This is a genomic window from Actinomyces sp. oral taxon 175 str. F0384 (assembly GCF_000223355.1).
GTDB classification, from domain to species: domain Bacteria; phylum Actinomycetota; class Actinomycetes; order Actinomycetales; family Actinomycetaceae; genus Actinomyces; species Actinomyces oris.
The window spans coordinates 45,178-68,613 of the sequence record NZ_AFUR01000005.1; the positions used below are offsets into that span (position 1 = coordinate 45,178).

Consider the following 23,436-nt stretch of genomic DNA (forward strand, 5'->3'; position numbering starts at 1 on the left):
GCCGTGAACCTCAAGGAGCAGATCCGCCACTCGATTCCGGCTGCGATCGTCGTCGTCATCGGCGCCTGGGTGATGATCTACTACTCGATCGTCCAGTGGGAGACGATGAAGCCGGTGCCCAGCTGGGATCTGGCGATCTTCTCCGAGCTGGCCAAGGCCTACGCCCACTTCCAGACCCCGATCGTGCCGGTCAAGGGTGACGGATACAACCTCCTGGGTGACCACTTCCACCCGATCCTCATTCTGCTGGGGCCGATCTGGAGGCTCTTCCCCACGCCCCTGAGCCTGCTCATCACTCAGGACCTGCTGCTGGCGTTCTCGGCCTGGCCGCTGACCCGCCTGGCCAGCCGCCTGACGAATCAGTGGGTGGCCGGCGGGCTGGGGCTCGTCTACGTCCTGTCCTGGGGGATGCAGGGGGCCGTGGCGGCACAGTTCCATGAGATCGCCTTCGCGATGCCGCTGCTGGCCTACGCCTCGGTGGCCTTCGTGGAGCGGCGCTGGGGGGCGGTGACGGCCTGGTCGGTGCCCCTGGTCCTGGTCAAGGAGGACATGGGGTTGACGGTGCTCATGATCGGGGTGGCCGTCATCCTCACCTCAGCGGTCCCGGCCTGGTACCGCACGTGCACGGTCATCCGGCCCGGTGGCCGCGGGGCCGACGGCCTCGACGCCGCTGGGGATGCCGCTGGGAACGCCGCTGGAAGCGCTCCCCAGGACGACACCGCCCGCAACCGGCGGCGGGGGCTGCGCCTGGGCGTGGGCATGATCGTCGGCGGGATCGCGGCCTTCCTCTTCGCGATCCAGGTGTTCCTGCCGGCCTTCAACATCAATGGGGTGTGGGACTACGGCCTGAGCTCACAGGACCAGCCCACCTCACCCGACGCCCTGACCCAGAAGGCCACGGTGGTCGTCATGCTGATCCTCACCAGCGGAATCATCGGGGTCACCTCGCCGTGGCTGCTCGTGGTGCTACCGACGCTGGCGTGGCGGTTCCTGGGGCCGGTGGAGTTCTACTGGGTGTGGGACAACTGGCACTACAACGCCACCCTCATGCCCATCGCGCTGGGGGCGCTGCTCGACGTCGTCGCCCGGCGCCGGGCGCACGGCTCCTACGTGGCCGACCACCCCGTCAGGCAGGTGGGGGTCGATGGCCGAGCGGTCATGGGGCGCTCCGCCCGGGCCGCCCTGGCCGCCGGGGCCACCGGGGAGGCAGGGGAGGCAGGCACCGCCGATGAGTCCGACGTCGACGGCCCGCGCCGGCGCCCGACCGCCTTCCCCACCTGGCTCACGGTGCCGATGCGGCACCGCTTCGTGGTGGCCACGAGCATCCTCACCGCGGTGGCCACCGGGGTGCTGACCGCCCCCTACCTCCCGCTGTGGCAGGCCACCAACAAGAACTTCGACCCGCTCGCCGCCGAGGCCAAGCAGAGCGACGAGGCGAAGAGAACCGAGACGCATCGGGTGGCCGTCGCCCACGAGGTCATCGCCACGATCCCCGAGGGGGCCACGGTGGTCACCGATCTGTCGCTGCTGGCTTACCTGGTGCCCCGGGCCGAGGTCTCCTGGGCGGGCACGAGCGGCCCCGACAAGGAGTACATCGTCATGACCCCGACCAGCGCCAACCAGTGGGGCAGTAGCGATGCCGCCGCCTGGGGCAAGAAGCACTCCAAGCAGGGGGCCACCTACACCCTCATCTACAACAAGGACAACTACCAGATCGCCAAGCGCAATGGCTGAGGCAGTCCCCGGCGCCGGCGCCGGAACTCGCGGCGCCTCCGAGGCCGGAGGCGGGGATGCTCCCGCGCCGGGGGCGGTCGCCCGCCCGGGGACCGGGCCGGGCACCGGGCCGGGGACTGAGCCGGCCCCAGCCATGGCCCCCTCCCCACCGGCGGCCGGCTCCCCCTCAGGAGCCGCCGCAGACTCCCCGCCGGCAGCCGGGCGGGCCTCATCCGTGGCTGCGTCCCTCGCCCCGTCCATGGCTGCGTCCCCCTCTGCAGCCCGCTCCCCACCAGCGGCCGGCTCCCCCTCGGCAACCGGGCGAGCCCCGTCCGTGGCCGCCTCCCTGGCCCTGGTCGCCACGTGCGGATGCACGGGCACGCTGGTGCGCGCTGCCCTGGAGCGGGCCTGGCCCGCCTCCCCCGGGCACCTGCCGGTCACGACCCTGGCCCTCAACGTCGTCGGGGCCCTCGCCCTGGGGCTGCTGCTCGGGGCGCTCGGCGAAGGCCGCCCGCGCCTGCGACTGGCCCTGGGCACGGGGGTGCTGGGCGGGCTGACGACGCACTCGACCTTCATCCTGGAGAGCCACCGGCTCCTGACCTCCGGCGGGGACGGCGGCCACCCGGTCCTCGGCGCCGCCTACCTGGTGGGGTCGATGGTGGCCGGGCTGGTGGCGGCCGGGCTCGGGCTGTGGCTGGCCGGCCGTCTGCGCCACCCGGACGGCGCGGGCAGTGTGAGCCGAGCGGGCCGTGCAGGCAGCGACCCCCTCCCGGAGGCGTCATGAGCGGGGCCGCCGCCGGGCTGGGGACCTGGCTCACCGACTGGCTCCCCCTGGCGCTGGCCGGCGGGGTGGGGGCGGCCTGCCGCTGGGGCGTGGACACCTCCGTCAGCCGCCTCAGCGGCCGAGTCGCCCGGGAGGCTGCGGCGGGAGGCCGGCAGCGGCGTCGTTCCGGGCTGCGGGCGCCCTGGATGTCACGGATGCTGCGGATGCCGTGGGGCACGGTCGTCGTCAACGTGACCGCCTGCCTCCTCATGGGCCTGCTCGTGGGCTGGACGGCAGACCCGCCGCACTCCGGGACCTGGGCCGCCACCGCGCTGACCGTCCTGGGCACCGGCTTCCTGGGCGGGTACTCGACCTTCTCCACGGCCTGCGTGGAGGGGGCGCGCCTGCTGCTGGCCGGGCGGTGGGGGCCGGCCCTGGCGCACGCGACCCTCATGACGGCGGCGACGCTGGGCGCCGTCGGACTCGGGCTGGCTGCCGGCGCAGCCCTGCGTTAGAGCGCCGCTGGGCCGGGACCCCGCCTCACTTCGACCAAAACTTCACAAACGACGCGGCTCCGGGTCGATTATGAAGATTCGGTCGAAGTGTGTGGGTCGGGGATGGGCGACGGCGCCTCCGGGGCCGATGATTTTCGGTGACCTTCGTGAGCGCGCCGTAAGCGGCTCGTGAGCGCCCCGTGAGGTTGGCGGGCCTGCCGAGATCGGCCTGAGACGGCTGTGACGAACTGTGCTCTCATCAGCCATATCAGGCGTATTGCGGGGCCTGTCTCCTCTGACAGACTCGCTGCCATGAGTGTTCAGCCGCCTTCTTCGACGCCGACGCAGACGCAGTCGAAGACCAACCGCGCCACGGTCATCACCCTCGTGGTCATCGCCGTCATCCTGGCCGTCCTCGCCGCAGTGCTGCTGCAGAACGTCGCCTCCCGCCGCCATCAAGCCGCCGCCGCCAGCCAGGCGCCCGCCTCCTCCTCCGATTCGGCCGCCGCGGTCCCCGAGCCCGTACCGGCCCCGCCGGTCGCCGACCAGCAGACCCTCGAGCTCATCCACTCCGAGATCCACCGCGACCCGGCCGACGGCCAGGCCAAGGGCAAGGTCGACGCGCCGGTCGTCATGGTCATCTACTCCGACTTCGCCTGCCCCTTCTGCACCCAGTTCGCCCAGAACGTCGAGCCCGAGCTGAACAAGCTGGTGAAGGAGGGCACGCTGCGCATCGAGTGGCGCGACCTGGCCCAGATCAGCGAGACCTCGCCCCTGGCCGCCCAGGCCGGGCGGGCCGCCGCCAAGCAGGGCAAGTTCTGGGAGTTCCACGACGCCGTCTACGCCGCCGCCGACCCCAAGGGCCACCCGGCCTACACCGAGGACTCCCTGGTCGACTTCGCCAAGAAGGCCGGGGTGGCGGACCTGTCGAAGTTCCGCACCGACATGACTGCCGCCGAGACCGTCAAGGCCGTCTCCGAGTCCACCCAGCACGTCCACTCCATCGGCATTCAGGGAACCCCGTTCATGATCGTGGGCGAGACCTACATCAACGGGTACAAGGACGCCGACTACATGACGGCCGTCGTCAAGAGCCAGGCCGCCAAGGCCAAGGAGGCCAAGGGAGCCCAGGGCACTACCGGGACCGCGAGCCCGACGAGCCCGGCGGCACCGGCGTCGGCGCACTGACCGCCGCGCAGCGGAGCGCCGACGGCGCCCCTCGGCGCCCGCGCGCCCACCCCACCGGGGCTCCTCCCCCGACTCGCCCCATGGGCGGGCCGGGGGACGCTATTCTTCCACCACCTATCCCATTGATCGTCTGACGAGCAGCGACGCAAGCAGCGACATCAGCAACGGTCGTTTCACCAAGGAGCGCGAGCATGGCACTGAGCATCGGAGTGGATGTCGGCGGAACGAAGATCGCGGCCGGCGTCGTCGACGACGAGGGGAAGGTTCTTCAGACGATTCGGCGCGACTCCCCCGCCGCCGACCGCCAAGCGATCATTGACACGATCACGACGGTGGTGCGTCGGCTGCGGGAGGACTTCCCCGACGTGGCCACCGTGGGCATCGGGGCGGCGGGCTTCGTGTCCTCCGACCGCAACACGATGGCGCACGGCACCAACCTGGACTGGACCGGGATGCGGATCGGCGACGTCGTCTCCGAAGGCGTGGGCCTGCCCGTCGTCGTGGAGAACGACGCCAATGCCTTCGGGTGGGCCGAGGCCCGTTTCGGGGCGGCCCGCGGCAAGCGCAACGCCCTCATCGTGGCCATCGGCACCGGCGTGGGCGGGGCCATCATCGTCGACGGACACCTCCTGCGCGGGGCGGCCGGATTCGGCGGGGAGATCGGGCACATCAACGTCGTCCCCGGCGGGCGCCCCTGCGGGTGCGGCCTGCGCGGGTGCCTGGAGCGCTACAGCGCCGGCACGGCCCTGGGTGTCAACGCCTGGGAGCTGGCGCAGTTCCGCCCCGACTACGCAGCCCGCATCATCGAGCTCTCCGGCGGCAACCCGGAGCACATCTCCGGCAAGGCCGTCACCGCAGCCGCCCGCGAGGGGGACCCCGCCGCCCTGGAGTGCTACGAGCAGCTCACCCACTGGCTGGGGGTGGGGCTGGCCGATATGTGCGCGCTGCTGGACCCCGAGGTCATCGTCATCGCCGGCGGCCTGGCCGAGGCCGGCGACATCCTGCTCGCCCCCACACGCAAGGCCTTCGCCGAGAACCTCACGGCCGGTACCCACCGCCCCGCCATCCCGGTGGTCCTGGCCGAGGGCGGTCAGGAGGCCGGGCTCGTCGGCGCCGCGGACCTGGCCCGCCAGCCCTGAACCACCCGGGCACCATCCTCGGGTCGGCCTGGAAACCATCAGCCATCCGGGCTCTTACGGGAACCTTGCGAGATGACGCGGCGTCAGCGTGCGCTATTGCACCGACCCTCCTATTGTTAGGTATGCCTTACCTCGGTTAGCGTCAGCCTGTTCGACCGATCTCTCCTGATCGGCTCTACCAGAGAAGAGGCCTCGTGACCGTCTCACGCAAGTCATTCATCCTTGGCACCGCGTCCCTGTCCACTACCACTCTCCTGGCGGCCTGCGGCCGCTCCAAGAGCGCATCGTCCACCACCTCCGGCAAGACCATTTCGATCAAGCACGTCTACGGCACCACCGAGGTTCCCGCAGACGCCACCAAGGTCGCCACCGTTGCCTGGGCCAACCAGGACGTCCTCCTGGCGCTGGGCATCATGCCGCTGGGCTTCTCCAAGCAGACCTGGGGAGTGACCGACGGCTCCGGCATGCTGCCCTGGACCAAGGAGAAGGTCGACGAGCTGACCGCTAACGGTGCCGCCCAGCCCAAGCTCTTCGACGACGACGGTGGCGTCAAGATCAACCCCCAAGCCGTTAACGCCACCAAGCCCGAGGTCATCCTGGCCGTCTACTCCGGCATGTCCAAGGAGGAGTACGAGACGCTGAGCAAGATCGCCCCCACCGTGGCCTACCCGAAGGTCGCCTGGGGCACACCCTGGCGCGAGACTATCGCGATCAACGCCACAGCCGTCGGCAAAAAGGCCGAGGGCGAGAAGCTCGTGGCTGACCTGGAGAAGCAGGTGGCCGATGCCGTCGCCAAGCACCCGCAGATCAAGGGCAAGGCCGCTGCCTTCTGCTACACCGCCGAAGGCGATGCGACCAAGTTCGGCTACTACACCACCGCCGACCCTCGTACCGCCTTCCTGTCCGACCTGGGGATGAAGGTGCCGGCCTCCGTGGAGAAGGCCTCCAAGGAGAACGCCTCGGCCTTCAATGTGGACGTCTCCACCGAGAACGCGGACTCGCTCAACGACTTCGACCTCATCGTCATGTACGGCACCGAGTCCGACCTGGCAGCCATGCAGGCCAACAGCCTCCTGAGCCAGGTGCGCGCCATCAAGAACGGCGCAGTCGCCTTCGTGGGCAATAGCGATCCGATGGCTGCCTCCACCAACCCCGGCCCGCTGTCGATCCCGTGGGGCATCGAGAAGTACGTGGGGCTCATCGCCACCGCGGCGGGCAAGGTGAAGTGAGTACCAGGGCCCGGTGAGTACCTCAACAGCGACAACCGATCCAAGCACTGGCGTCAGCAGGCAGGTGCGCCGGTGCCTGGCCGCCCTGATCCTTCTGACGGCGCTCGCCGTCACCGCTGCCCTGTGCTCGATCGCCTTCGGTACTCGGGTCGTGGGGATTGGGGAGATCATCGGAGGCCTGTCCGGCTCGCGCACCGACATCGGCGCGCTGGTGGTCGCCGAGCGTCTGCCGCGCACCGCCGTCGCCCTTGTGGCCGGGGCAGCCCTCGGGGTCTCCGGCGCCCTCATGCAGGCGGTGACCCGCAACCCCATCGCCGACCCCGGGATCCTCGGCGTCAACACCGGTGCCTCGCTGGCGATTCTCATTGGTGTCGCCTTCCTCGACATCTCGGGGGCCTCACAGTTCCTATGGTTCGCCCTCATCGGGGCGACCCTGACGGCGGTGTTCGTCTACGCCGTCGGCTCCCTGGGTCCGGGCGGTCCGACGCCGGTCAAGCTCGCCCTAGCAGGTGTGGCCACGAGCGCCGCCCTGTCCTGCGCCATCAGCGCCGTCATGCTTCCGCGCGCTCAGGGCCTCGACGACTACCGCTTCTGGCAGATGGGTTCCCTGGGGCGCGGCAACTGGAGCTCCCTGACGACGATCGCCCCCTTCCTGGCCGTGGCTACCGTCCTGGCGCTTCTGGTCGCAGGCCCTCTCAACTCACTGGCGCTGGGCGAGGAGATGGCCATCGGGCTGGGTGTCAACGTCACCCGTACGCGCCTGGCGGCGGCGAGCGCCGGCGTGCTCCTGTGCTCGGCGGTGACCGCCGTCATTGGCCCCATCGGGTTCGTCGGACTCATGGTCCCCCACACGGTGCGCATGCTCTGCGGCTCCGATCACCGCTGGCTGCTGCCGCTATCCGCCCTGTGCGGAGCCGACCTGCTGACCCTGTCCGATGTCGTCGGGCGGGTCGTCTCCCGCCCCTCGGCCGCGTTGCCGGTGGCGGTGGTGACCGCCTTCATCGGCGCCCCCATCCTCATCATGATCGTCCGTGGAACGAAGGTGCGCGAGCTATGAGCACCCCGAGCATCACCGAGGCCACCACCAGCGCTCCCAACATCCAGTCTCTGCATCCGGGCTTCTCCATCGCCGGTCGCCGACGCCGCACCCTCCGCTTTGCAGCCGTCACCATCGCCCTGGCTCTGACAGCCGCAGCGCTGTGGGTGGCCATGATCCTGGTCGGCGAGACCTGGTACAGCCCGGATGAGGTGCTTGCGGTGCTCTCCGGCAACATCGTGCCGGGAGCCTCCTTCGACGTCGGAGAGATCCGACTGCCCCGAGCGATCATCGGACTGCTGGCCGGGATGGCCTTCGGAATGGCCGGAACGACCTCCCAGACAATGCTTCGCAACCAGCTGGCCAGCCCCGACATCATCGGCATCACCTCGGGCGCCTCGGCCTCGGCGGTCTTCGCCATCCTGGTGCTGGGCTGGTCTCCCGCCGGCATCGGCGTCAACATCCTGACCATCGCCTGCGGTCTGGGCACCGCGCTCACCATCTTCCTACTGTCCGGTCAGGGGCGCTCCCAGGGCGGGCGGCTCATTCTTATCGGCATCGGCGTGTCAGCGATGTTCACCTCCCTCATCTCCTATCTCCAGCTTCAGGGCAACGTGTACAAGGCCATCGAGGCGATGCGCTGGCTGACCGGCTCACTGGACTCGGTCAGCTGGAACCAGGTGCCGGTGCTGGCTGCGGCGATGGCGGTGTGCGGGGCACTGCTGCTCGTCATCGGCCGTGATCTGGGGCCCCTGACCCTGGGCGAGGAGACCGCCACCGGACTGGGCGTGCCCGTGGACCGGGCCCGCCTGGCGCTTGTCATCACGATGGTGGCGCTGTCGGCCTTCGCCACGGCGGCCACCGGTCCCATCGCCTTCGTCTCCTTCCTGGCCGGGCCAATGGCGGCCAGGCTCATCGGGCAGACCGACCGCAGCCTGTTGGTGCCAGCGGCACTCATGGGCGCGGTCATCGTGCTGGGATGCGATCTGGTAGCCCAGTGCTTTCTGTCCGCCGCACTGCCCGTGGGCGTGGTCACCGGCCTCATGGGCGCCCCTTACCTCATCAGCCAGCTCATCCGCATCAACAGACAGGGCGCCTCGGCATGACCTCCTCTGCGACCTCCGCCCCCTCCCCGGTCCCCGAGCTCGCCACACAGGGCCTGCGTTCCGGATACGGTCGGCACATCGTCGTCGACGGCGTGGACGCGACGATCCCCAGCGGCAGAATCACCGTCATCGTGGGGGCAAACGCCTGTGGGAAGTCAACGCTTCTCAAGACCATGGCCCGGATCCTGGCGCCGACGTCGGGCCAGGTCCTGCTCGACGGCAAGCCCATCGACCAGATCCCCACCCGAAGGCTGGCAACGCGACTCGGTCTGCTACCCCAGCAGCCGATCGCACCTGAGGGGATCGCTGTGGCCGACCTCGTGAGGCGTGGGCGCCACCCACACCAGTCCATGTTCCGCTCCACGGGCGCCGAGGACCGTCGGATCGTAGAGGAGTCGTTGCTGGCGACCCGCACCGCCGAACTGGCCGACCGATCCATCGACGAGCTCTCCGGCGGTCAACGCCAGCGCGTGTGGATCGCCATGGCACTGGCCCAGCGCACACCGGTGCTGCTGCTGGACGAGCCCACGACCTTCCTGGACCTCACCCACCAGGTGGAGGTCCTCGATCTGCTCACCGACCTCAACCGCGAGCGCGGCACCACCGTGGTCATGGTGCTGCACGACATCAACCTGTCGGCCCGCTACGCCGACCACATCATCGCTATGCGCGCCGGCAAGGTTGTGGCCGCGGGACCACCGCAGGAGGTGATCGACGCGGAACTGGTGGCGACAGTCTTCGACCTGGACTCCGATGTCATCACCGACCCGGTCTCCGGCACCCCCCTCATCCTGCCCAAGGGCCGCCACCACGTACGCGAGGCCTCACACGGCAGCTGACCCAAAGGAGCATCAATGAGCCCAGCCAGACCGTCCGCCTCACCGACATCTCCGTTCCGCTTCTTCCATGTCACGGTGGCGGCAGTCCGCGACGTGACGCCGTCCATGCGGCGCTTCACCTTCATCGGGGATGATCTGGTCCACTACGCCGACCCGGGCTGGGACCAGCGGATCAAGCTGGTGCTGCCGGCGCCGGCGTCGGGTTACAAGCAGCTACCCGACGGCGAGGACTGGTACGGCCGGTTGATGAAGCTGCCCGAGGAGCACCGGTGCCCGATCCGTACCTACACGACGCGCACGGTTCGCCACGAGGTGGAGGTTCCGGACGGAACGCGTGCGGAGGTGGACGTCGACATGGTGGTGCACGATCCGCTCGGCCCGGCCTCTCGGTGGATCCTTGAGGCTGAGGTCGGTACCGAGGCGGTCCTGCTGGGGCCGAACCGGCAGTGGGACGGCGATGCCGGGGGCGTGGACTTCGTACCTCCGCAAGTGACCGAGCGCTACCTGCTGGGCGGTGACGAGACGGCGGCACCGGCGATCGCCCGGATCCTAGAGGACCTGCCCGCGAGCGCGCGGGGAGTCGCCGTCGTCGAGATGCCCGGTGACGCGGATGCCCCTTACCTGCCTACGCACCCCGGGATCGAGGTGCGGGTGGCGGGGCGCAACGGCCGCTCGCACGGGGAGTTGCTCGTCGAGGGTGTACGCCGGGCCGCCGAGGAGCTGTGTCCGGTAGGGGTGCCGCAGGAGGTCGAGGAGATCGACGTCGACCGTGAGCTGCTGTGGGACGTGCCGCGCCACGCCAAGGGCGGGGACGCACTCAAGCGCACCACCCTGTACGCATGGCTCGCCGGGGAGGCGGCTGCGGTGCGGACGATGCGTCGCCACCTGGTCAGCGAACGTGGCATCGACCGGCGCTCTGTGGCCTTCATGGGCTACTGGCGCCAGGGCCGAGCCGAGGCCTGAGCCCGAGGGCTCCCGCACCGGCCAGCTGAACGGCAGATCGCGTCATCGAGAACGTACTTTCTGCACGAGGACTGCGTTCTCCTCCAGATGACTGGGGACGGACCTCAGTGATCTGGAGGAGAAGTACGTTCTCGGGGCGAAACGCAGTCGCCGATTCCCTGAGCGCCAGGCTCGCCCTGCGGCCATCAGTGCGCCGGGGCGCAGGCCTGAGCTCAGTCCTTGGTGGCCCGGCTCGAGTCCGCGGGCGCGGAGACCTCGACGTCGTCGCCGTCCCCACCGCTGCTGGCGCGCGTGGCCGACTTGCCGGCCTTCTCACGCTCCTTGATGACCTCAGCGCGCTTCTCGACGACGGCCCGGCCGTAGTCGGGGTCGGCCTCGCCGACGCCGTCGCCGTCGAGGTCGAGCTCGTCGAGCACGCCCTGGTCGAGCTCATCGGGGTCGCGCACGGGCGAGTCGCCGGCGGACAGGAAGATCCCCACCCAGCGCGAGCGCGGGTCGGAGTCGATGAGGAGGGCCTTGACGAACAGGGTCAGCGGCACCGCCAGGATCGTCCCCAACGCACCGGTGACGGTGGACCAGAACAGCAGGCACAGGAAGGTCGTCGTCGTGTTGAGCCCCACCGCGTCCCCAGTGAACTTGGGCTGGATGAGGGACTGGATGACGAAGTTGGCCGCCGTGTAGGACAGCACCACCCACAGCGCCGTCCAGGGGCCGGAGTCCACCAGCCCCAGGATCGCCGGCGGCACCACGCCCAGGACGAAGCCGATATTCGGGATGTAGTTGGTGATGAAGGAGACCACGCCCCAGGTGATGGCCATCGGCACGTTCAGGTACCACAGGGTGACCGCGTTGATGACGGCCACGATGAGACCGAAGACCGTTGAGACCATCCAGTAGGAGCGCACCGCCTCACAGAAGGACACCAGGGCGGAGGCCATGCCCGGCTTGAGGACACCCAGGGCCGCGGTGCGGATCTCGATCTTGGCGGTGTCGAACATAAGGAAGACGACCACCATCGACATGACGCCCATCATCGCGCTGGCCGAGGTCAGCTGCCCCAGGACCGACTGAGCCACCATGACGAGCTGGGAGGTGTCCAGGACGTTGGTGACCTGTTTGAGCACCGCGGACTGGTCGACCCCCATGCCGTTGAGCTGGGTCTCGACCTGCTTCCAGATCGCCTGGAACTTGGGGGCGTACTGCGGCAGGGTGTCGACGAGCTGGGCGACGGCGACGGCCAGGGCCGCGAACAGCAGGACGACGAAGGCGAAGATGAGCGCGATCGCCGCCGTCGCCGCGACCACGCGCGGCACCCGGTGGCGCGTCATCCAGGACACCAGCGGCCGGACCGTCACCACGAGAGTGAGGGCGAAGAAGGCCGGGGCGAAGAGGTCTTGGATGAGGTAGAGCCCCACCGCGCCAATGGTCAGTGCCGCCAGGAGATAGGCGATGGTTTCCCCCTGCGTGCGTTCCCCGGGGAGGGGAACGGCGGCCTTCCGAGCTTTTTCCGACACAACTGCCATGGGCGCATCCTCCCACGGACGGGCGGCGCACTGCGCCCCGACGGGCCTGTGCGCGCCGTGGGAGCTCTCCCCCTTTTCCGCGGTCACGGTGGTGGCGCGGCAGTGGCGCGACGGCGCGGCGACGGCAGTCCGGCGGCCGGGTGGAGACCTGGTGGCCTGCAGTCCCGCCTCAGCCCACCGGCAGGACCTCGGCCAGCCAGGTGTCGACGGCGCGGTAGAAGGCCTGCGGGTCGCTGCGACGCACCTGGTGGCCGGCCCCGGGCACGAGGACCGGGGTGATGCGGGGGTTGCGGGCGGCGGCGGCCAGGCCCTCGCTGCCCACGCGGGCGCTGCCGGGCCGGTCGCCGGTGAGCAGCAGGGCGGGGACCTCGAGGGCGGCCATGGCCTCGTCCCAGGGGACCTCGGGGGCGACGACGCCGGAGAGCAGCAGGCCCGGGTCGGTGCGCTGGGAGGCCCACACGCCCGGGAGGGCCTCGGCGTCGGGCATGGTCTCCAGGGCGCGGCCGACGGCGGCCGGCAGGTCGGCCACCTCGGCGGCGCGGGCCCGCTCCCGGGCGGCGCCGCGGGCCAGGAGCTCGCGCGGGCTGCGGGTGCCGAAGCGGGCCGGGTCCTCCAGGACGACGCCGCAAAGCAGGTCGGGGCGACGGACGGCGGCCACCATGGCGGTGGCCGCGCCCATCGAGTGGCCGATGACCACTGGGGCGGGCGGCGTCGGCAGGCCCAGGGCGGCCCGGCCGCGCGAGGCTGCCTCCAACTCCTCCAGGACGGCGATGAGGTCCTCCACAAGGACCTCCCCGGCCCGCTCGAGCTGGGCCGGCTCCCACCGCGGGGACAGGCCGTGCCCGCGGGCGTCGGCCGCTATGACCCGGTAGCCGCGGCCCACCCAGTGGTCGATGGCCTCGGCCAGGGAGACCGCGGAGCCGGTGATGCCGTGGAGCAGGACCAGGGTGGGGGCGTCGTCGGGCCCCGCGATGATGCGCGCCAGTGAAGTCATGCCCCCATCCTGCCTCGTGACCGCCCCGTAGGCTGAGCCCATGAGCGAGACGAGCCAGCAGAGCACGCCGAGGATGAACGTCGAGTCCTTCAACCTGGACCACACCAAGGTGGCCGCGCCCTACGTGCGCGTCGCCGACCGCAAGGAGCTGCCCGGCGGGGACGTGCTCGTCAAGTACGACGTGCGCTTCTGCCAGCCCAACCACGAGCACCTGGAGATGGAGGCCGTGCACTCCATCGAGCACCTGAGCGCCGAGCTCATGCGCAACCACACCGACCGGCTCATCGACTTCTCCCCCATGGGCTGCCAGACCGGCTTCTACGCCCTCATGCTGGGGGTGGAGACCGAGGAGTTCCTGCCGCTGCTGGAGGCGACCTTCCGCGACATCCTCACTGCTCAGGAGGTGCCGGCGGCCAACGAGGTCCAGTGCGGCTGGGGGGCGAACCACTCGCTGGCCGCCGCCCAGGAGGCGGTGCGCGACTTCCTCGCCGCCCGCGAGGAGTGGACGCAGGTCATGGCCTGACGCAGCCGCGCGGCCCTGTGTCGCCCGGCCGGGGACACTCCCTCCCAGCCGGGGACAACCTGCGCGTGCGGGGACACTCCCTCCCAGCCGGGGACAACCTGCGCGTGCGGGGACATTCCCTCACGGCCGGGGACATCCTGCGCGCCCGGGGACACTCCCTCCCAGCCGGGGACAACCTGCGCGTGCGGGGACATTCCCTCACGGCCGGGGACATCCTGCGCGCCCGGGGACAGGATTCCGGTCCCCGACGGCGTCGAATGCCCCCGGCTGGAACGAGACGCACCCGGCCGCGCGGAATGCCCCCGTCGGCGGGACGAGGAGCCGGCACAACCAGGCGCCACCGAGACCAGGAACCACTGAGACCAGGCGCCACCGAGATCAGACACCACCGAGACCAGGAACCACTGAGACCAGGAACCGCGGAGAGGACAGTCCTCACAGTCTGGCAACACCGGGCCTGGCACAGTCATGGAGCGGGACGGCGCGCCGTCGCCGGGCTCCGACGTCGGGCCCGGTCCAACACCGACACCAACCGCATCCCGAATCGCACTCAGCCCCCGCCCACCCTGTGCCCGCGCCGCGAGGCACCGAGACGAAGAGAACCTGACGCACGTGGAGAGCATCGAGACCGTCACCATCACCAACCCTGCCAACCCCATCCTCATCTGGTGGGTCATCGCCCAGCCGCTGCTGCTCCTGCTGTCCTTCCTCGTGGGGCGGCTGACGCGGTTCCTGCTGCGCGGGCGAGTCTCCGTGTCGGGTGCGGCGGCCACGCTCATCGCGCTTGTCGGCCTGTGGCTGGGGCTGCTGCTGGCGGGGTGGATCTTCGACGAGGGCGACCTGTTCTCGTTCAAGATGCTGGCGACCTCCTGCGGCGTGGCGGTCGTGGTGCTGGTGGCAACCTCCGCGGTGCTGGCGCGCGTCCAGCACCATCCCACACTGCTGCCGATCGCGGAGGTCGCCCAGATGGGCGAGTCCGACCGCCTGGAGTTCAAGTCCTCGGCGCGCTGGAACCTGCGCACGGACAAGCGCGATGAGGCCATGGAGGAGATCGTGGCCAAGACGGTGGCGGCCTTCATGAACTCCGCGGGCGGCACGCTCCTGCTCGGCGTCGATGACGGCGGCAACCTCATCGGGCTCGGCCCCGACTACACGACCCTCAAGCAGCCCGACGCCGACCGTTTCGAGCTGTGGCTGCGCGGCATGTGGCGCACCCGCATGGGCACGAACGCGGCGGCACTGCCCCGGGTGGACTTCGCGCCCACCCCGGACGGGACCGCGGAGGTGTGCCGGGTGACCGCGCCCCCATCCCCACTGCCGGTCTACCTCAAGCCGGCCAAGGGGCGCGACGGGGCGGCGCTGTGGGTGCGGGTCGGCAACTCGACGCGGCACCTGGAGGTGGACGACGCGGTCGACTACGTCATGCTGCGTTGGCCGCGGATCAACCACGTGGCCTGGCCGATCCGGCTGGGGAACTTCCTGCTGCGCCGCGACCAGTCGCGCCGGGCACTGCCCATCAACCCGGCCGCGGCCGTCACCGCCGCCACGGGCTCCCGGGACGACGAGGGCGCGGGTCAGTAGGGCGTCGTAGACCATGGGGCACCGGAACACAGTGGGGCCCCGGACCTGGTGATGGGGTGCGGCAAGGCACGGCAGACACGGCAAAGCCCGGCAGTGGGGCGAAGCAGGACAAGGCCCGGCGGACGCGACGGACTGGCCCGATACGTACGGGGACATCTGCGCGTCCGGGGACACGTCCGCACCACCGGGGACATCCTGCGCCTGCGGGGACCGTATTCCTGTCCCCGACGGCGTCGAACGCCCCCGCCCGGAACGACACGCACCCGGCCGCGCGGAATGTCCCCGGCAAGGGCGGGCCGGCAGCGATCAACCTGCCCCGCCCTCGCCAGACCCCGCGAGTGCGGGCTCAGGACACGACAGCGGCCTGCCTGTCCTCGGCGTCCGCGGCGCCCTCAGCATCCTCGGCCTCATCGCCCGAGCTGTCCGTCACCGGTCGGGCGGACTCGCCTGCGGCGGCCTCCTCCTGCTCCAGTGCCTGCTCCAGGCCCTCCCCCTCGACGTCGACGACGGGGAGCAGCCGGTCCAGCCATGCCGGCAGCCACCAGGCCTTCTCTCCCAGCGCCGCCATGAGCGCAGGGATGAGGGTCATGCGCACGAGGAAGGCGTCGGCAGCGATCCCGACGGTCAGGCCAAGGGCGATGGGCTTGACGTACACGTTGTCGGTGTGGACGAAGGCCATGAAGACGCCGATCATGATGACGGCCGCCGCGACCACAACCTTCGCGCTGCCCAGGAATCCGGTCTCGACCGCCGCCACGGCCACCTCACGGCGAGCCTCAAGCGTCACATCAGTCGCGTCGCCGCGCCGTCGGCTCCACTCCTCGCGCATGCGTGAAACGAGGAAGACCTGGTAGTCCATGGCCAGCCCGAACAGGACTCCCATGACGATGACCGGCAGGAAGGAGATGACGGCGCCGACCTTGGAGACGGCCAGGAGGTCGGCAGCCCAGCCCCAGCCGAAGACGGCCCCCACGGCGCCCATGCCCGCGCCCAGAGACAGCAGGTACCCGAGGGTCGCGGTCACGGGAACGGCGATGGAGCGGAAGACCACCATGAGGAGGATGAGCGAGAGGCCCACCACCACGATGCCGAAGGGGATGAGGGCGGCGTTGAGCTCCTCGGCGACGTCGATCGCGACAGCGGTCTGACCGGTGACCATGACGTTGCTGAGCCCATAGCGGCTCTCATAGTCACCGGCGTGGGAGCGGATGTTGCGCACGAGCTCCATCGTGGAGGGGTCGGCCTGCGATTTCTCGGGGCGGAGCTGGACGAAGGCGAGGGTCCCGTCCTCGTTGGGAGTGGCCAGGGAGACACCCTCGACGCCGTCGAGCTGGGAGAGGTCACGGGCCAGACCCTGGACCGCGGCAACGGAGCCGGAGGGCTGAGAGATGTCAGCGATCACGACGATCGGAGAGTTGTAGCCCTCTCCGTAGGCCGCGGCGACGGCGTCGTAGGTCTCGCGCTGCTGCGATCCCTTCTCGGCAAAGCCGTTGTCGGTCAGGGCGAGGCGCAGGCCGCTGACGGGGACGGCGCACAGTCCCAGAAGGACGACGACGGCGCCGATGGTCACCCAGGGGCGACGGGTCACCGTGCGCACCCAGCGGGAGGCCGGCCTCCGGTCCACGTCCGCGCCGACGCCGGCGGCCCTACGACGCCGCGGGAGCAGGCGCTGACCGAGGAGGCCGATGAGAGCGGGCACGACCGTCAGCGCCACGAGCACGGCCACTGCCACGACCGCCGCCGAGGCCAGCCCCATCGTGGTCAGGAACCTGATGCCTGCCACGCTCAAACCACACAGGGCCACGATGACCGTGGTGCCGGCGAAGACGACGGCCCCTCCGGAGGTGGCGGTGGCCCGCCCCGCGGCCTCGGCCGGATCGACACCGTCGGCGAGGTACTCGCGCGCCCGCGAGACGATGAATAGGGCGTAGTCGATGCCGACCGCCAGTCCGATCATGACGGCCAGGACCGGGGTGGTGGAGTTGATGTCGGTGAAGCTTGCTGTCGCGAGGATGCCGAGCATGCCGACGCCCACGCCGACGGCGGCGGCGATGAGCGGGGTACCCGCGGCCACGAAGGAGCCGAAGGTGATGAGCAGGACGATCGCGGCGATGGCGACGCCGACGAGCTCAACGGCGGAGATGCCGATCCCCACCTCCTGGTCGATGTTGCCGCTGCGCTGGACCGTCAGAGACGGGTCCATGGCCTCGGCGCGCTCGGCGAGGGTGTCGAGGTCCTGGGCGACGGTCTTGGCCTTCGACGTGGTTCCGGTGGTGATGGAGCCGACCGAGGCGTCCGTCTGCACCTGGACGAGTACGTGGGTACCGTCCGCGGAGACGGATGACGCAACGCCGGCGGTCTTGTCACCGAAGGGCGGGGAAACCGTGGCGACGCCGTCGATCTGCGATGCCCGAAGAGCAAAGGCGTTGACCGCCGGGGCGTGGTTCTCGATGCGGCCGTTGGAGCTGGTGATGAGGACCTGCTCGCTGGTGCCCGCCGCCTGGGGAAGCCGATCGGTGAGGACCTCCAGGCCGCGCATCGACTCAGTGCCGGAAATGGTGAAGGTGTCGTCGAGCTGGATACCGGTGGTGGCGACGACGCCGCCGAGGGCAGCGATGAGCAGCGCCCAGGCCGCGAGGACCCGGGTGGCGTGACGAGCGCACCATCGCCCCAGGGATAAGAGGAAAGTGGACATGACGGACCTTTCAAAAGGTACGGAGATGATCGAATTCGATACGCAAACGTACTGGATACATTTATGTATTGAAACCCAGGACGTTGTGACTCCTCGCACCCCTATGGCGCCGGTAAGGTGGGCGGTCTCATGACACCGAGCACCGACCCGCCCGCCGCCGAGCGCACGCTGCGCAAGCGGGAGAACACCCGCGCCCGCCTCATCGAGGCGGCTGCGGACATCGTCGCCTCCAAGGGCATCGCCAGCACTCGCATTGACGACGTCGTCAAGCAGGCCGGCTTCACCCGGGGCGCCTTCTACTCCAACTACTCCTCGCTCCAGGACATCCTGACCGAGGCCATCGTCATGCGCTCCAACACCTTGCTGTCACGGGTCACGCAGGCCATCGACTCCTTCGAGGGCACCCCCACGATGGACTCGCTCGTGGAGCTGCTCGAGGCCATCCGCCCCGAGGCCCGCACCATCTACCTGCTGACCACCGAGTACTCCCTCTTCCAGCTGCGCAACCCCGACAGCCCGACGATCCCCGGGACGGCGCGCGCCGACTTCACCGCCAGACTGTCCGGAACGGTCGAGAAGGTTCTCGCCCGCATGGGGCGCCGCCCCACCGTCCCCACGGCGAGCCTGGCCGACCTCGTCAGCCTGCTCTTCATGGACTCGATCACTGAGAACACGGACTGCGACAGGCTGCGAGACCTCATCGAGGCGGTCATCACCGGGCTGAGCACGCCGACGCAGACCGGCGACGCCTGAGGTCGCTCCACACCAGAGCTTGCCTACTGGCGAAGCGAGGATTCCACCCCGACAGAAGGCCACCGCCCCACCGACCCCCACTGCACGCTCTCTACAGCGCCTCGACAGAGTTGCCGTGCGGCGAATCTGTCCAGATGGGACGACTTTGAATCACGGCACCCGCACCGCGGTCTACAAAAGCCCAGGTCATCGCCCTGTTACTTCCTGATAGTGGCTGCGATCGGCCGTCAAAGCCGTCCCCTCTGGACAAAACGGACACACCTCAGTCCACAACCCCCCACTCCAGCAAGGCGCGTTTTGATGATGTTTGACATCATTTAGGTATGGATAAGTCATCCAGGATCGAGGGACTGCTGGCGCGTCTCGCCGCTTACCAGGGAGCAGCGCGCCTGAGCACGCTGTGCAGCACGCGGACCGAGCGTCGTCTGGTTGCCCGAGCCGCCGCCGACGGGCTCGTCACTCTTCACCCGAACCACGTGGCCGCGCTGAAGGGCGCCGACCCTCGTTTCATCCTCTGCCGACGCATCAGGGGTGTCATCACCTGTGCCCACGCGATGCGGCACTACGGCCTACCGCTGCAATCAGCGCCCACAACGTTGCATATCGCCATCCCCTGCAACCAGGGTCACATACCGGACGCAATCGGACGCGTCGTCACCCATCGGTTGAGTGGACTCATTCTGCCCGCCGCAGATGCGGCACCGGTGGCACCCGTGGAGCCAGCACTCATCTGTTACCTGCGTTGTGCGGATGAGCTTGATGCACTCATCGCGCTCGATGCGGCCCTTCGACTTGGTCTGACGACCCGTTCTCAGCTTGAGAGCCTCCTACGGGGTCCGCGAAACCACCGCTCCCGCACGCTTGTGTCGCGGTCGCTCCCCGATGCCCGCTCTCTTCTGGAGACGATCGCTCGTTACGAGCTGGAAGAGGCGGGATACCGGCCGGCGACGGCAGTGTTCGTCCCGGGCGTTGGAGAGGTGGATCTGGTGCTGACAGCTCATCCACACGACCTCATCCCCGGTCTCACGCCCGACACCAAGGCGCTTCGAGCAGACAGTCACCCAGCACTTCTCATCGAGACGGACGGCTACGCCTTTCATTCCTCCCATCTCGACTGGGAGCACGACCACCTGCGCGACCAGGCCGCACTCACCGCGAGTCACGTTCCAGTGCGTCTGACTAGCCGACAGGTCCTCCAGCACAGCACGGTCGATATTGTCGCCCCCATCGCCATGCGCATGGGGATCACCCCGATCATCCCGCTCCAGGCAGGGTGATGGCACTCTTACCTCATAGGTTCCGAGTGCGACGGGCACGGCAGATGAACCGGAGGGAACCGTCACCTGGATCGTTGGCGGGCGCATCCCGCCGCATCTGCCCCGCCCAGGAACCAGACGCCCCAGCTCTTGACCCGCGGACGTATGACGGCAGCATGTCTTCAGAGCAACGACACCGGCAGAGTCACCATGCAGCGATTCTGTCCATCTGGGACGACTTTGAATCACGGCACCCGCACCGCGGTCTACAAAAGCCCAGGTCATCGCCCTGTTACTTCCTGATAGTGGCTGCGATCGGCCGTCAAAGCCGTCCCCTCTGGACACTTTCAGGGCTCGGCCGCCCCTGTAGGCTCGGCGCGTGAGTCGCACCAGTGCCGCGCCTGTCATCGTCTCCTGCGCCATGGCCGAGGAGGCCCAGCCCTTCCTGGACGCCCTGCCCAAGCGCGCGGCTGCCCAGGCGCCGACCCTGCCGGGGGCCGCACGCGCCTGGTCCCTCCAGCTTCCCGACGGCGAGCGCGAGCTCATCGTCGTGCGCAGCGGCATTGGGCTCGTGGCGGCCGCGAGCGCACTGGCGACGGTCCTGGCTCAGGTCCGCCCCAGCGCCGTCGTCTCGGCGGGAACCACCGGCGGGCTCAGCCGCCAGGTCGAGGTCGGCGACGTGTGCGCCTCGGCGACCCTGGCCTACACCGACGCCGACGCCACCGCCTTCGGCTACGCCCGCGGCCAGACCCCGGGCCAGCCGGAGACCTTCGCCGGAGATGCGGCCCTGCTGGAGCAACTGGAGCAGGTGGGCCAGGAGGCCCTGCGCGGCGCCACGGCGTCGTCGGGCTCGGCGCGACTGCGCGTCGGTCAGATGCTGGCCGGCAACTCCTTCGTGACGGCCGCGAACGTCGCCGACACCCGTGAGGTCTTCCCCGCGGCACTGAGCACGGACATGGAGTCGACGGCGCTGGCGCAGGTAGCAGCGGGCGCCGGCGTCCCCTTCGTCTCGGTGCGCGGCGTGTCCGACCTGTGCGGCCCCGAGGCGGGCCAGGACTTCCACATCGCCGCCGAGGAGGCCGCCGCCCGCAGCGCCGCGGTCGTCCTGGCCCTGCTCAGCTGAGTCGCTGACGCCGCCCGCGCCTCCCTCCCCACCCACACTTCGACAGAATCTTCAGAATCGACCCGGAGCCGCGTCGTTTCTGAAGTTTTGGTCGATTTGCCGGGCGCCGCTCAGTCGGCCTGGCGCAGGCGGGCCTCGACGCGCTCGACCTTCGCGGTCATCTGGCCGGTCCAGCCGGGGCGGATGTCGGCCTTGAGGACGAGCGCCACGCGCGGGCTCACCTCGGCGACCGCCTCGCAGGCCCGCTTGACCACGTCCATGCACTCATCCCACTCGCCCTCGACCGTGGTGAACATCGAGGTCGTCTCATAAGGCAGGCCGGAGTCGCGCACCACGCGCACGGCCCGGGCCACCGCCTCGGAGACAGACCCGTCGGGAGCGTCAGTGGTGGTCGGGGATACGGAGAAGGCGACAAGCATGCAGCCAGGCTAGCCCCGCGCCGCCGCCCGGGGCCGCCCTCAACGTGGGGCTGACCCGTGAGGAGATCGTCGAGGCAATCCTGCACGCCTCGGTCTACGCAGGTTTCCCGCGCGCACTCAACGCCACTTTCGTGGCCCGCGAGGTCTTCGCCGGGCGCGACGCGACCGACTGATCGTCCGCACCGCCCCGTCGCACGGCCACAGCAGGTCGCCAAAGAGGCGTGCGTGTCCACATCGGAGACAAAGGCGGGCTCCACGTGCACACCGCCGCCAAGAAACCGCATGATTCCGCGGTTCTATTGACGGCCTCATCGGGTCGCGGGCTTCTTTGTCTCCGATGTGGACATCGAGGGCTCACTCGGACCGGCTCCGGCGGCCCGGAGACGCTCCCCCTCCCACCGCCACCAGGTTCCGCGCCTACAGCGCCACGAGGACCTGAACCATGACGATCTTGACGACGATGGCCAGGGCGAACAGGGTCGCGTAGCCGGCCTCGATGCGCTCGTCATCGCGTTTGGACAGGGCGAAGGCGAGGATCGCGGGCTGCCCGACGAGTCCGGCCAGGCCACCGGAGGCGCGCTGCGCGGACACCCCGGCCCACCGCGCCCCGGCCAGCAGGACGATCGCGTTGACCACCACGATGAGCGCGGCGAGCACCCCCACCTTGAGCCCCGTCATCGAGAAGGCCGAGGCCGCGAAGTCCGGCCCCGAGGCCAGCCCGATCGCGGCCAGGAAGAACAGCAGCCCCAGCTGGCGAATGGTGGAGTTGGCGGCATGCGGCAGCCCCCACACGAAGGGCCCGGTGCGCCCCACCCACCCCAGGACCATGCCGACGACGAGCGGCCCGGCCGCCACCCCAAGCCGCAGCGTGATGCCACCGGGCAGCGGTATCGCCACCAGCCCCAGGAGCACGCCGAGCGCCATGCCTGCCCCGACGGAGAAGGCGTCGATCTGGGCGATGGAGCGCTCGGAGTCGCCGAACCAGTCGGCGGCCTTCTCCAGCTCGTCGCTGGGGACGACCGCCAGCACCCGGTCGCCGAGCTCCAGGACGAGGTCCTCGCGGGCCAGCAGGTCCAGGTCACCGCGCTTGACGCGGGTGATGACGCCCTGGAAGCGCCCGGGCATATCCACCTCGGCGATCGTGCGCCCGGCCACCCGTGTCGAGGAGACGGTCAGGCGCCGGAAGTCGACGGCGGTGCGGTCCTTGGCCAGGCAGTTGTGGAGCCCGGTGCCCAGGTCGTGCATGGCGGACTCGACGGCGGCCGGCGCCCCGACGATGACGACCTTGTCCCCGGGAAGCAGCTCCTCACCGGGGGCCACGACCCGGGTCTCGCCGTCGCGCTCCAGGTAGGATATGCGGATGCGGCCCTCCTTGAAGGCCTTCATCTCGCCCAGGGCCACCCGCTGCAGGAGGTAGACGCTGGTGGCGGTGATGCCGTCGGCGCTGGCGGGCCGCGGGTCGCGCCGCCCGGGCCAGGTGCGCCCCACGACCCCGGCCACGATGAGGATGGCGACGGCGACGCCCACGGGGTATGCCAGGGCGTAGCCGACGGCGGGCTCCTGAGTCCCGGCCGCCTCGATGGCGGCGTCGAGCACCGGTGAGGTCAGGGCCCCCGCGTAGGCGCCGGAGTCCATGGCGGGGTTCACCCCGGTCAGGTGGGAATAGAGGCCGCCCGCCGCGCCGGCGATCACGAGCGCGACGACGCACAGGGCCATGAGCGGCAGCTGCCTGCGCAGGTCGCGGAAGAAGGTGTTGCCGGCGGCCAGCCCCACGGTGTAGCAGAACAGGGCCAGGCCGAGGCTGCGCAGCAGGGTGAGGTCGGCGCCGAGCCGGGGGTCGAGGGCGCCCACCGCGAGGCCCACGAAGAGCGCCCCGGCGGCGCCGAAGCGGATCGGCCCCAGCGGGATCTGCCCGACGGCGGTCCCCAGGCCGATGACGAGGAAGACGGTGAGGATCGGCGCCTGCGCGAGGACGTCGAGAACGGGATGAAGCACGGACACGACGCCAGGTTAGCCGCAGGCCCCGGGCACCCCGAACCCCGAGCACCGGTCCCGACCCGGGCCCGCCGGCATCATGCGCGACGCCGCACAGCAGCCAC

20 protein-coding genes and 1 pseudogene are annotated in these 23,436 nt (G+C 70.0%); 16 read left to right on the top strand and 5 right to left on the bottom strand.

Annotation, left to right across the window (positions count from 1 at the left end; all coding sequences use genetic code 11):
- The first annotated feature begins 3 nt into the window (after positions 1-3).
- The 10 genes from HMPREF9058_RS07935 to HMPREF9058_RS07980 all read left to right on the top strand — a co-directional run bounded on the left by HMPREF9058_RS07935 (position 4) and on the right by HMPREF9058_RS07980 (position 10,470).
- Positions 4-1,734 (top strand): DUF2079 domain-containing protein, encoded by a 1,731-nt coding sequence (locus tag HMPREF9058_RS07935; RefSeq protein WP_009406878.1) that lies wholly within the window; start codon positions 4-6, stop codon positions 1,732-1,734.
- On the top strand, positions 1,727-2,497 hold the full coding sequence (locus HMPREF9058_RS13830; RefSeq protein WP_254654104.1) for a CrcB family protein: 771 nt from the start codon (positions 1,727-1,729) through the stop codon (positions 2,495-2,497). Before HMPREF9058_RS07935 ends, HMPREF9058_RS13830 begins: the two co-directional genes overlap by 8 nt.
- The gene (locus tag HMPREF9058_RS07945; RefSeq protein WP_009406794.1) at positions 2,494-2,991 is read left to right on the top strand and encodes a CrcB family protein; all 498 of its coding nucleotides are present in this window, start codon (positions 2,494-2,496) and stop codon (positions 2,989-2,991) included. The genes HMPREF9058_RS13830 and HMPREF9058_RS07945 overlap by 4 nt, the downstream gene beginning before the upstream one ends.
- Positions 2,992-3,210: 219 nt before the next feature.
- Complete coding sequence (locus HMPREF9058_RS07950; RefSeq protein ID WP_009406926.1) at positions 3,211-4,158, top strand: thioredoxin domain-containing protein; 948 nt, start codon at positions 3,211-3,213, stop codon at positions 4,156-4,158.
- A 191-nt stretch (positions 4,159-4,349) separates the two neighbouring features.
- Positions 4,350-5,297 (top strand): ROK family glucokinase, encoded by a 948-nt coding sequence (locus HMPREF9058_RS07955; protein WP_009406815.1) that lies wholly within the window; start codon positions 4,350-4,352, stop codon positions 5,295-5,297.
- A 194-nt stretch (positions 5,298-5,491) separates the two neighbouring features.
- Positions 5,492-6,526, top strand: coding sequence for an iron-siderophore ABC transporter substrate-binding protein (locus HMPREF9058_RS07960; protein WP_009406861.1), 1,035 nt, complete (start codon positions 5,492-5,494; stop codon positions 6,524-6,526).
- Between the two features lie 13 nt (positions 6,527-6,539).
- A complete protein-coding gene (locus HMPREF9058_RS07965) occupies positions 6,540-7,583 on the top strand; it encodes an iron ABC transporter permease (RefSeq protein WP_009406880.1) in 1,044 nt (347 codons plus the stop codon).
- The gene (locus tag HMPREF9058_RS07970) at positions 7,580-8,668 is read left to right on the top strand and encodes an iron chelate uptake ABC transporter family permease subunit (RefSeq protein WP_009406742.1); all 1,089 of its coding nucleotides are present in this window, start codon (positions 7,580-7,582) and stop codon (positions 8,666-8,668) included. The genes HMPREF9058_RS07965 and HMPREF9058_RS07970 overlap by 4 nt, the downstream gene beginning before the upstream one ends.
- Positions 8,665-9,507 (top strand): ABC transporter ATP-binding protein, encoded by an 843-nt coding sequence (locus HMPREF9058_RS07975; RefSeq protein ID WP_009406865.1) that lies wholly within the window; start codon positions 8,665-8,667, stop codon positions 9,505-9,507. Before HMPREF9058_RS07970 ends, HMPREF9058_RS07975 begins: the two co-directional genes overlap by 4 nt.
- A 15-nt stretch (positions 9,508-9,522) precedes the next feature.
- On the top strand, positions 9,523-10,470 hold the full coding sequence (locus tag HMPREF9058_RS07980; protein WP_009406867.1) for a siderophore-interacting protein: 948 nt from the start codon (positions 9,523-9,525) through the stop codon (positions 10,468-10,470).
- A gap of 212 nt (positions 10,471-10,682) precedes the next feature.
- On the opposite strand, the gene HMPREF9058_RS07985 is transcribed toward HMPREF9058_RS07980, so the two are convergent.
- A complete protein-coding gene (locus tag HMPREF9058_RS07985; protein WP_009406795.1) occupies positions 10,683-11,993 on the bottom strand; it encodes an AI-2E family transporter in 1,311 nt (436 codons plus the stop codon).
- Between the two features lie 169 nt (positions 11,994-12,162).
- On the bottom strand, positions 12,163-12,987 hold the full coding sequence (locus HMPREF9058_RS07990) for an alpha/beta fold hydrolase (protein WP_009406733.1): 825 nt from the start codon (positions 12,985-12,987) through the stop codon (positions 12,163-12,165).
- A gap of 40 nt (positions 12,988-13,027) precedes the next feature.
- Between HMPREF9058_RS07990 and HMPREF9058_RS07995 the strand changes: the two genes are divergently transcribed.
- Both HMPREF9058_RS07995 and HMPREF9058_RS08000 read left to right on the top strand, forming a co-directional pair.
- Complete coding sequence (locus tag HMPREF9058_RS07995; protein ID WP_009406873.1) at positions 13,028-13,510, top strand: S-ribosylhomocysteine lyase; 483 nt, start codon at positions 13,028-13,030, stop codon at positions 13,508-13,510.
- Positions 13,511-14,122: 612 nt separating this feature from the next.
- Positions 14,123-15,091 (top strand): helix-turn-helix domain-containing protein, encoded by a 969-nt coding sequence (locus HMPREF9058_RS08000; RefSeq protein ID WP_009406934.1) that lies wholly within the window; start codon positions 14,123-14,125, stop codon positions 15,089-15,091.
- Positions 15,092-15,437: 346 nt separating this feature from the next.
- Here the strand turns inward: HMPREF9058_RS08000 and HMPREF9058_RS08005 are convergent, their stop codons facing one another.
- Positions 15,438-17,786, bottom strand: a complete 2,349-nt coding sequence (locus HMPREF9058_RS08005; RefSeq protein ID WP_009406754.1) for an MMPL family transporter — start codon at positions 17,784-17,786, stop codon at positions 15,438-15,440.
- 129 nt (positions 17,787-17,915) lie between these two features.
- Here HMPREF9058_RS08005 and HMPREF9058_RS08010 point away from each other — a divergent pair, with 129 nt between their 5' ends.
- The 3 genes from HMPREF9058_RS08010 (at position 17,916) to mtnN (ending at position 20,918) form a co-directional block, all read left to right on the top strand.
- Positions 17,916-18,539, top strand: coding sequence for a TetR/AcrR family transcriptional regulator (locus tag HMPREF9058_RS08010; RefSeq protein WP_009406823.1), 624 nt, complete (start codon positions 17,916-17,918; stop codon positions 18,537-18,539).
- Between the two features lie 323 nt (positions 18,540-18,862).
- Complete coding sequence (locus HMPREF9058_RS08015; protein ID WP_009406780.1) at positions 18,863-19,816, top strand: hypothetical protein; 954 nt, start codon at positions 18,863-18,865, stop codon at positions 19,814-19,816.
- A 358-nt stretch (positions 19,817-20,174) separates the two neighbouring features.
- A complete protein-coding gene (gene mtnN, locus HMPREF9058_RS08020) occupies positions 20,175-20,918 on the top strand; it encodes a 5'-methylthioadenosine/S-adenosylhomocysteine nucleosidase (protein ID WP_009406882.1) in 744 nt (247 codons plus the stop codon).
- Between the two features lie 110 nt (positions 20,919-21,028).
- Here the strand turns inward: mtnN and HMPREF9058_RS08025 are convergent, their stop codons facing one another.
- Positions 21,029-21,337, bottom strand: a complete 309-nt coding sequence (locus HMPREF9058_RS08025) for a thiamine-binding protein (RefSeq protein ID WP_003788613.1) — start codon at positions 21,335-21,337, stop codon at positions 21,029-21,031.
- Between the two features lie 29 nt (positions 21,338-21,366).
- Between HMPREF9058_RS08025 and HMPREF9058_RS13130 the strand changes: the two are divergent.
- Positions 21,367-21,510, top strand: a pseudogene (locus tag HMPREF9058_RS13130) (carboxymuconolactone decarboxylase family protein); the annotation flags it as partial.
- Between the two features lie 244 nt (positions 21,511-21,754).
- Here the strand turns inward: HMPREF9058_RS13130 and HMPREF9058_RS08030 are convergent.
- Positions 21,755-23,338: an aspartate:alanine exchanger family transporter gene (locus HMPREF9058_RS08030; protein WP_009406719.1), complete on the bottom strand. Its 1,584-nt coding sequence runs from the start codon at positions 23,336-23,338 to the stop codon at positions 21,755-21,757.
- Between the last annotated feature and the right edge of the window lie 98 nt (positions 23,339-23,436).

Coding starts and splice junctions, on each gene's coding strand:
- HMPREF9058_RS13830 (WP_254654104.1), top strand. CDS start 1,727: ATGGCTGAGGCAGTCCCCGGCGCCGGCGCCGGAACTCGCGGCGCCTCC.
- HMPREF9058_RS07945 (WP_009406794.1), top strand. CDS start 2,494: ATGAGCGGGGCCGCCGCCGGGCTGGGGACCTGGCTCACCGACTGGCTC.
- HMPREF9058_RS07955 (WP_009406815.1), top strand. CDS start 4,350: ATGGCACTGAGCATCGGAGTGGATGTCGGCGGAACGAAGATCGCGGCC.
- HMPREF9058_RS07970 (WP_009406742.1), top strand. CDS start 7,580: ATGAGCACCCCGAGCATCACCGAGGCCACCACCAGCGCTCCCAACATC.
- HMPREF9058_RS07975 (WP_009406865.1), top strand. CDS start 8,665: ATGACCTCCTCTGCGACCTCCGCCCCCTCCCCGGTCCCCGAGCTCGCC.
- HMPREF9058_RS07980 (WP_009406867.1), top strand. CDS start 9,523: ATGAGCCCAGCCAGACCGTCCGCCTCACCGACATCTCCGTTCCGCTTC.
- HMPREF9058_RS07985 (WP_009406795.1), bottom strand. CDS start 11,993: ATGGCAGTTGTGTCGGAAAAAGCTCGGAAGGCCGCCGTTCCCCTCCCC.
- HMPREF9058_RS07990 (WP_009406733.1), bottom strand. CDS start 12,987: ATGACTTCACTGGCGCGCATCATCGCGGGGCCCGACGACGCCCCCACC.
- HMPREF9058_RS07995 (WP_009406873.1), top strand. CDS start 13,028: ATGAGCGAGACGAGCCAGCAGAGCACGCCGAGGATGAACGTCGAGTCC.
- HMPREF9058_RS08005 (WP_009406754.1), bottom strand. CDS start 17,786: ATGTCCACTTTCCTCTTATCCCTGGGGCGATGGTGCGCTCGTCACGCC.
- HMPREF9058_RS08010 (WP_009406823.1), top strand. CDS start 17,916: ATGACACCGAGCACCGACCCGCCCGCCGCCGAGCGCACGCTGCGCAAG.
- HMPREF9058_RS08015 (WP_009406780.1), top strand. CDS start 18,863: ATGGATAAGTCATCCAGGATCGAGGGACTGCTGGCGCGTCTCGCCGCT.
- HMPREF9058_RS08025 (WP_003788613.1), bottom strand. CDS start 21,337: ATGCTTGTCGCCTTCTCCGTATCCCCGACCACCACTGACGCTCCCGAC.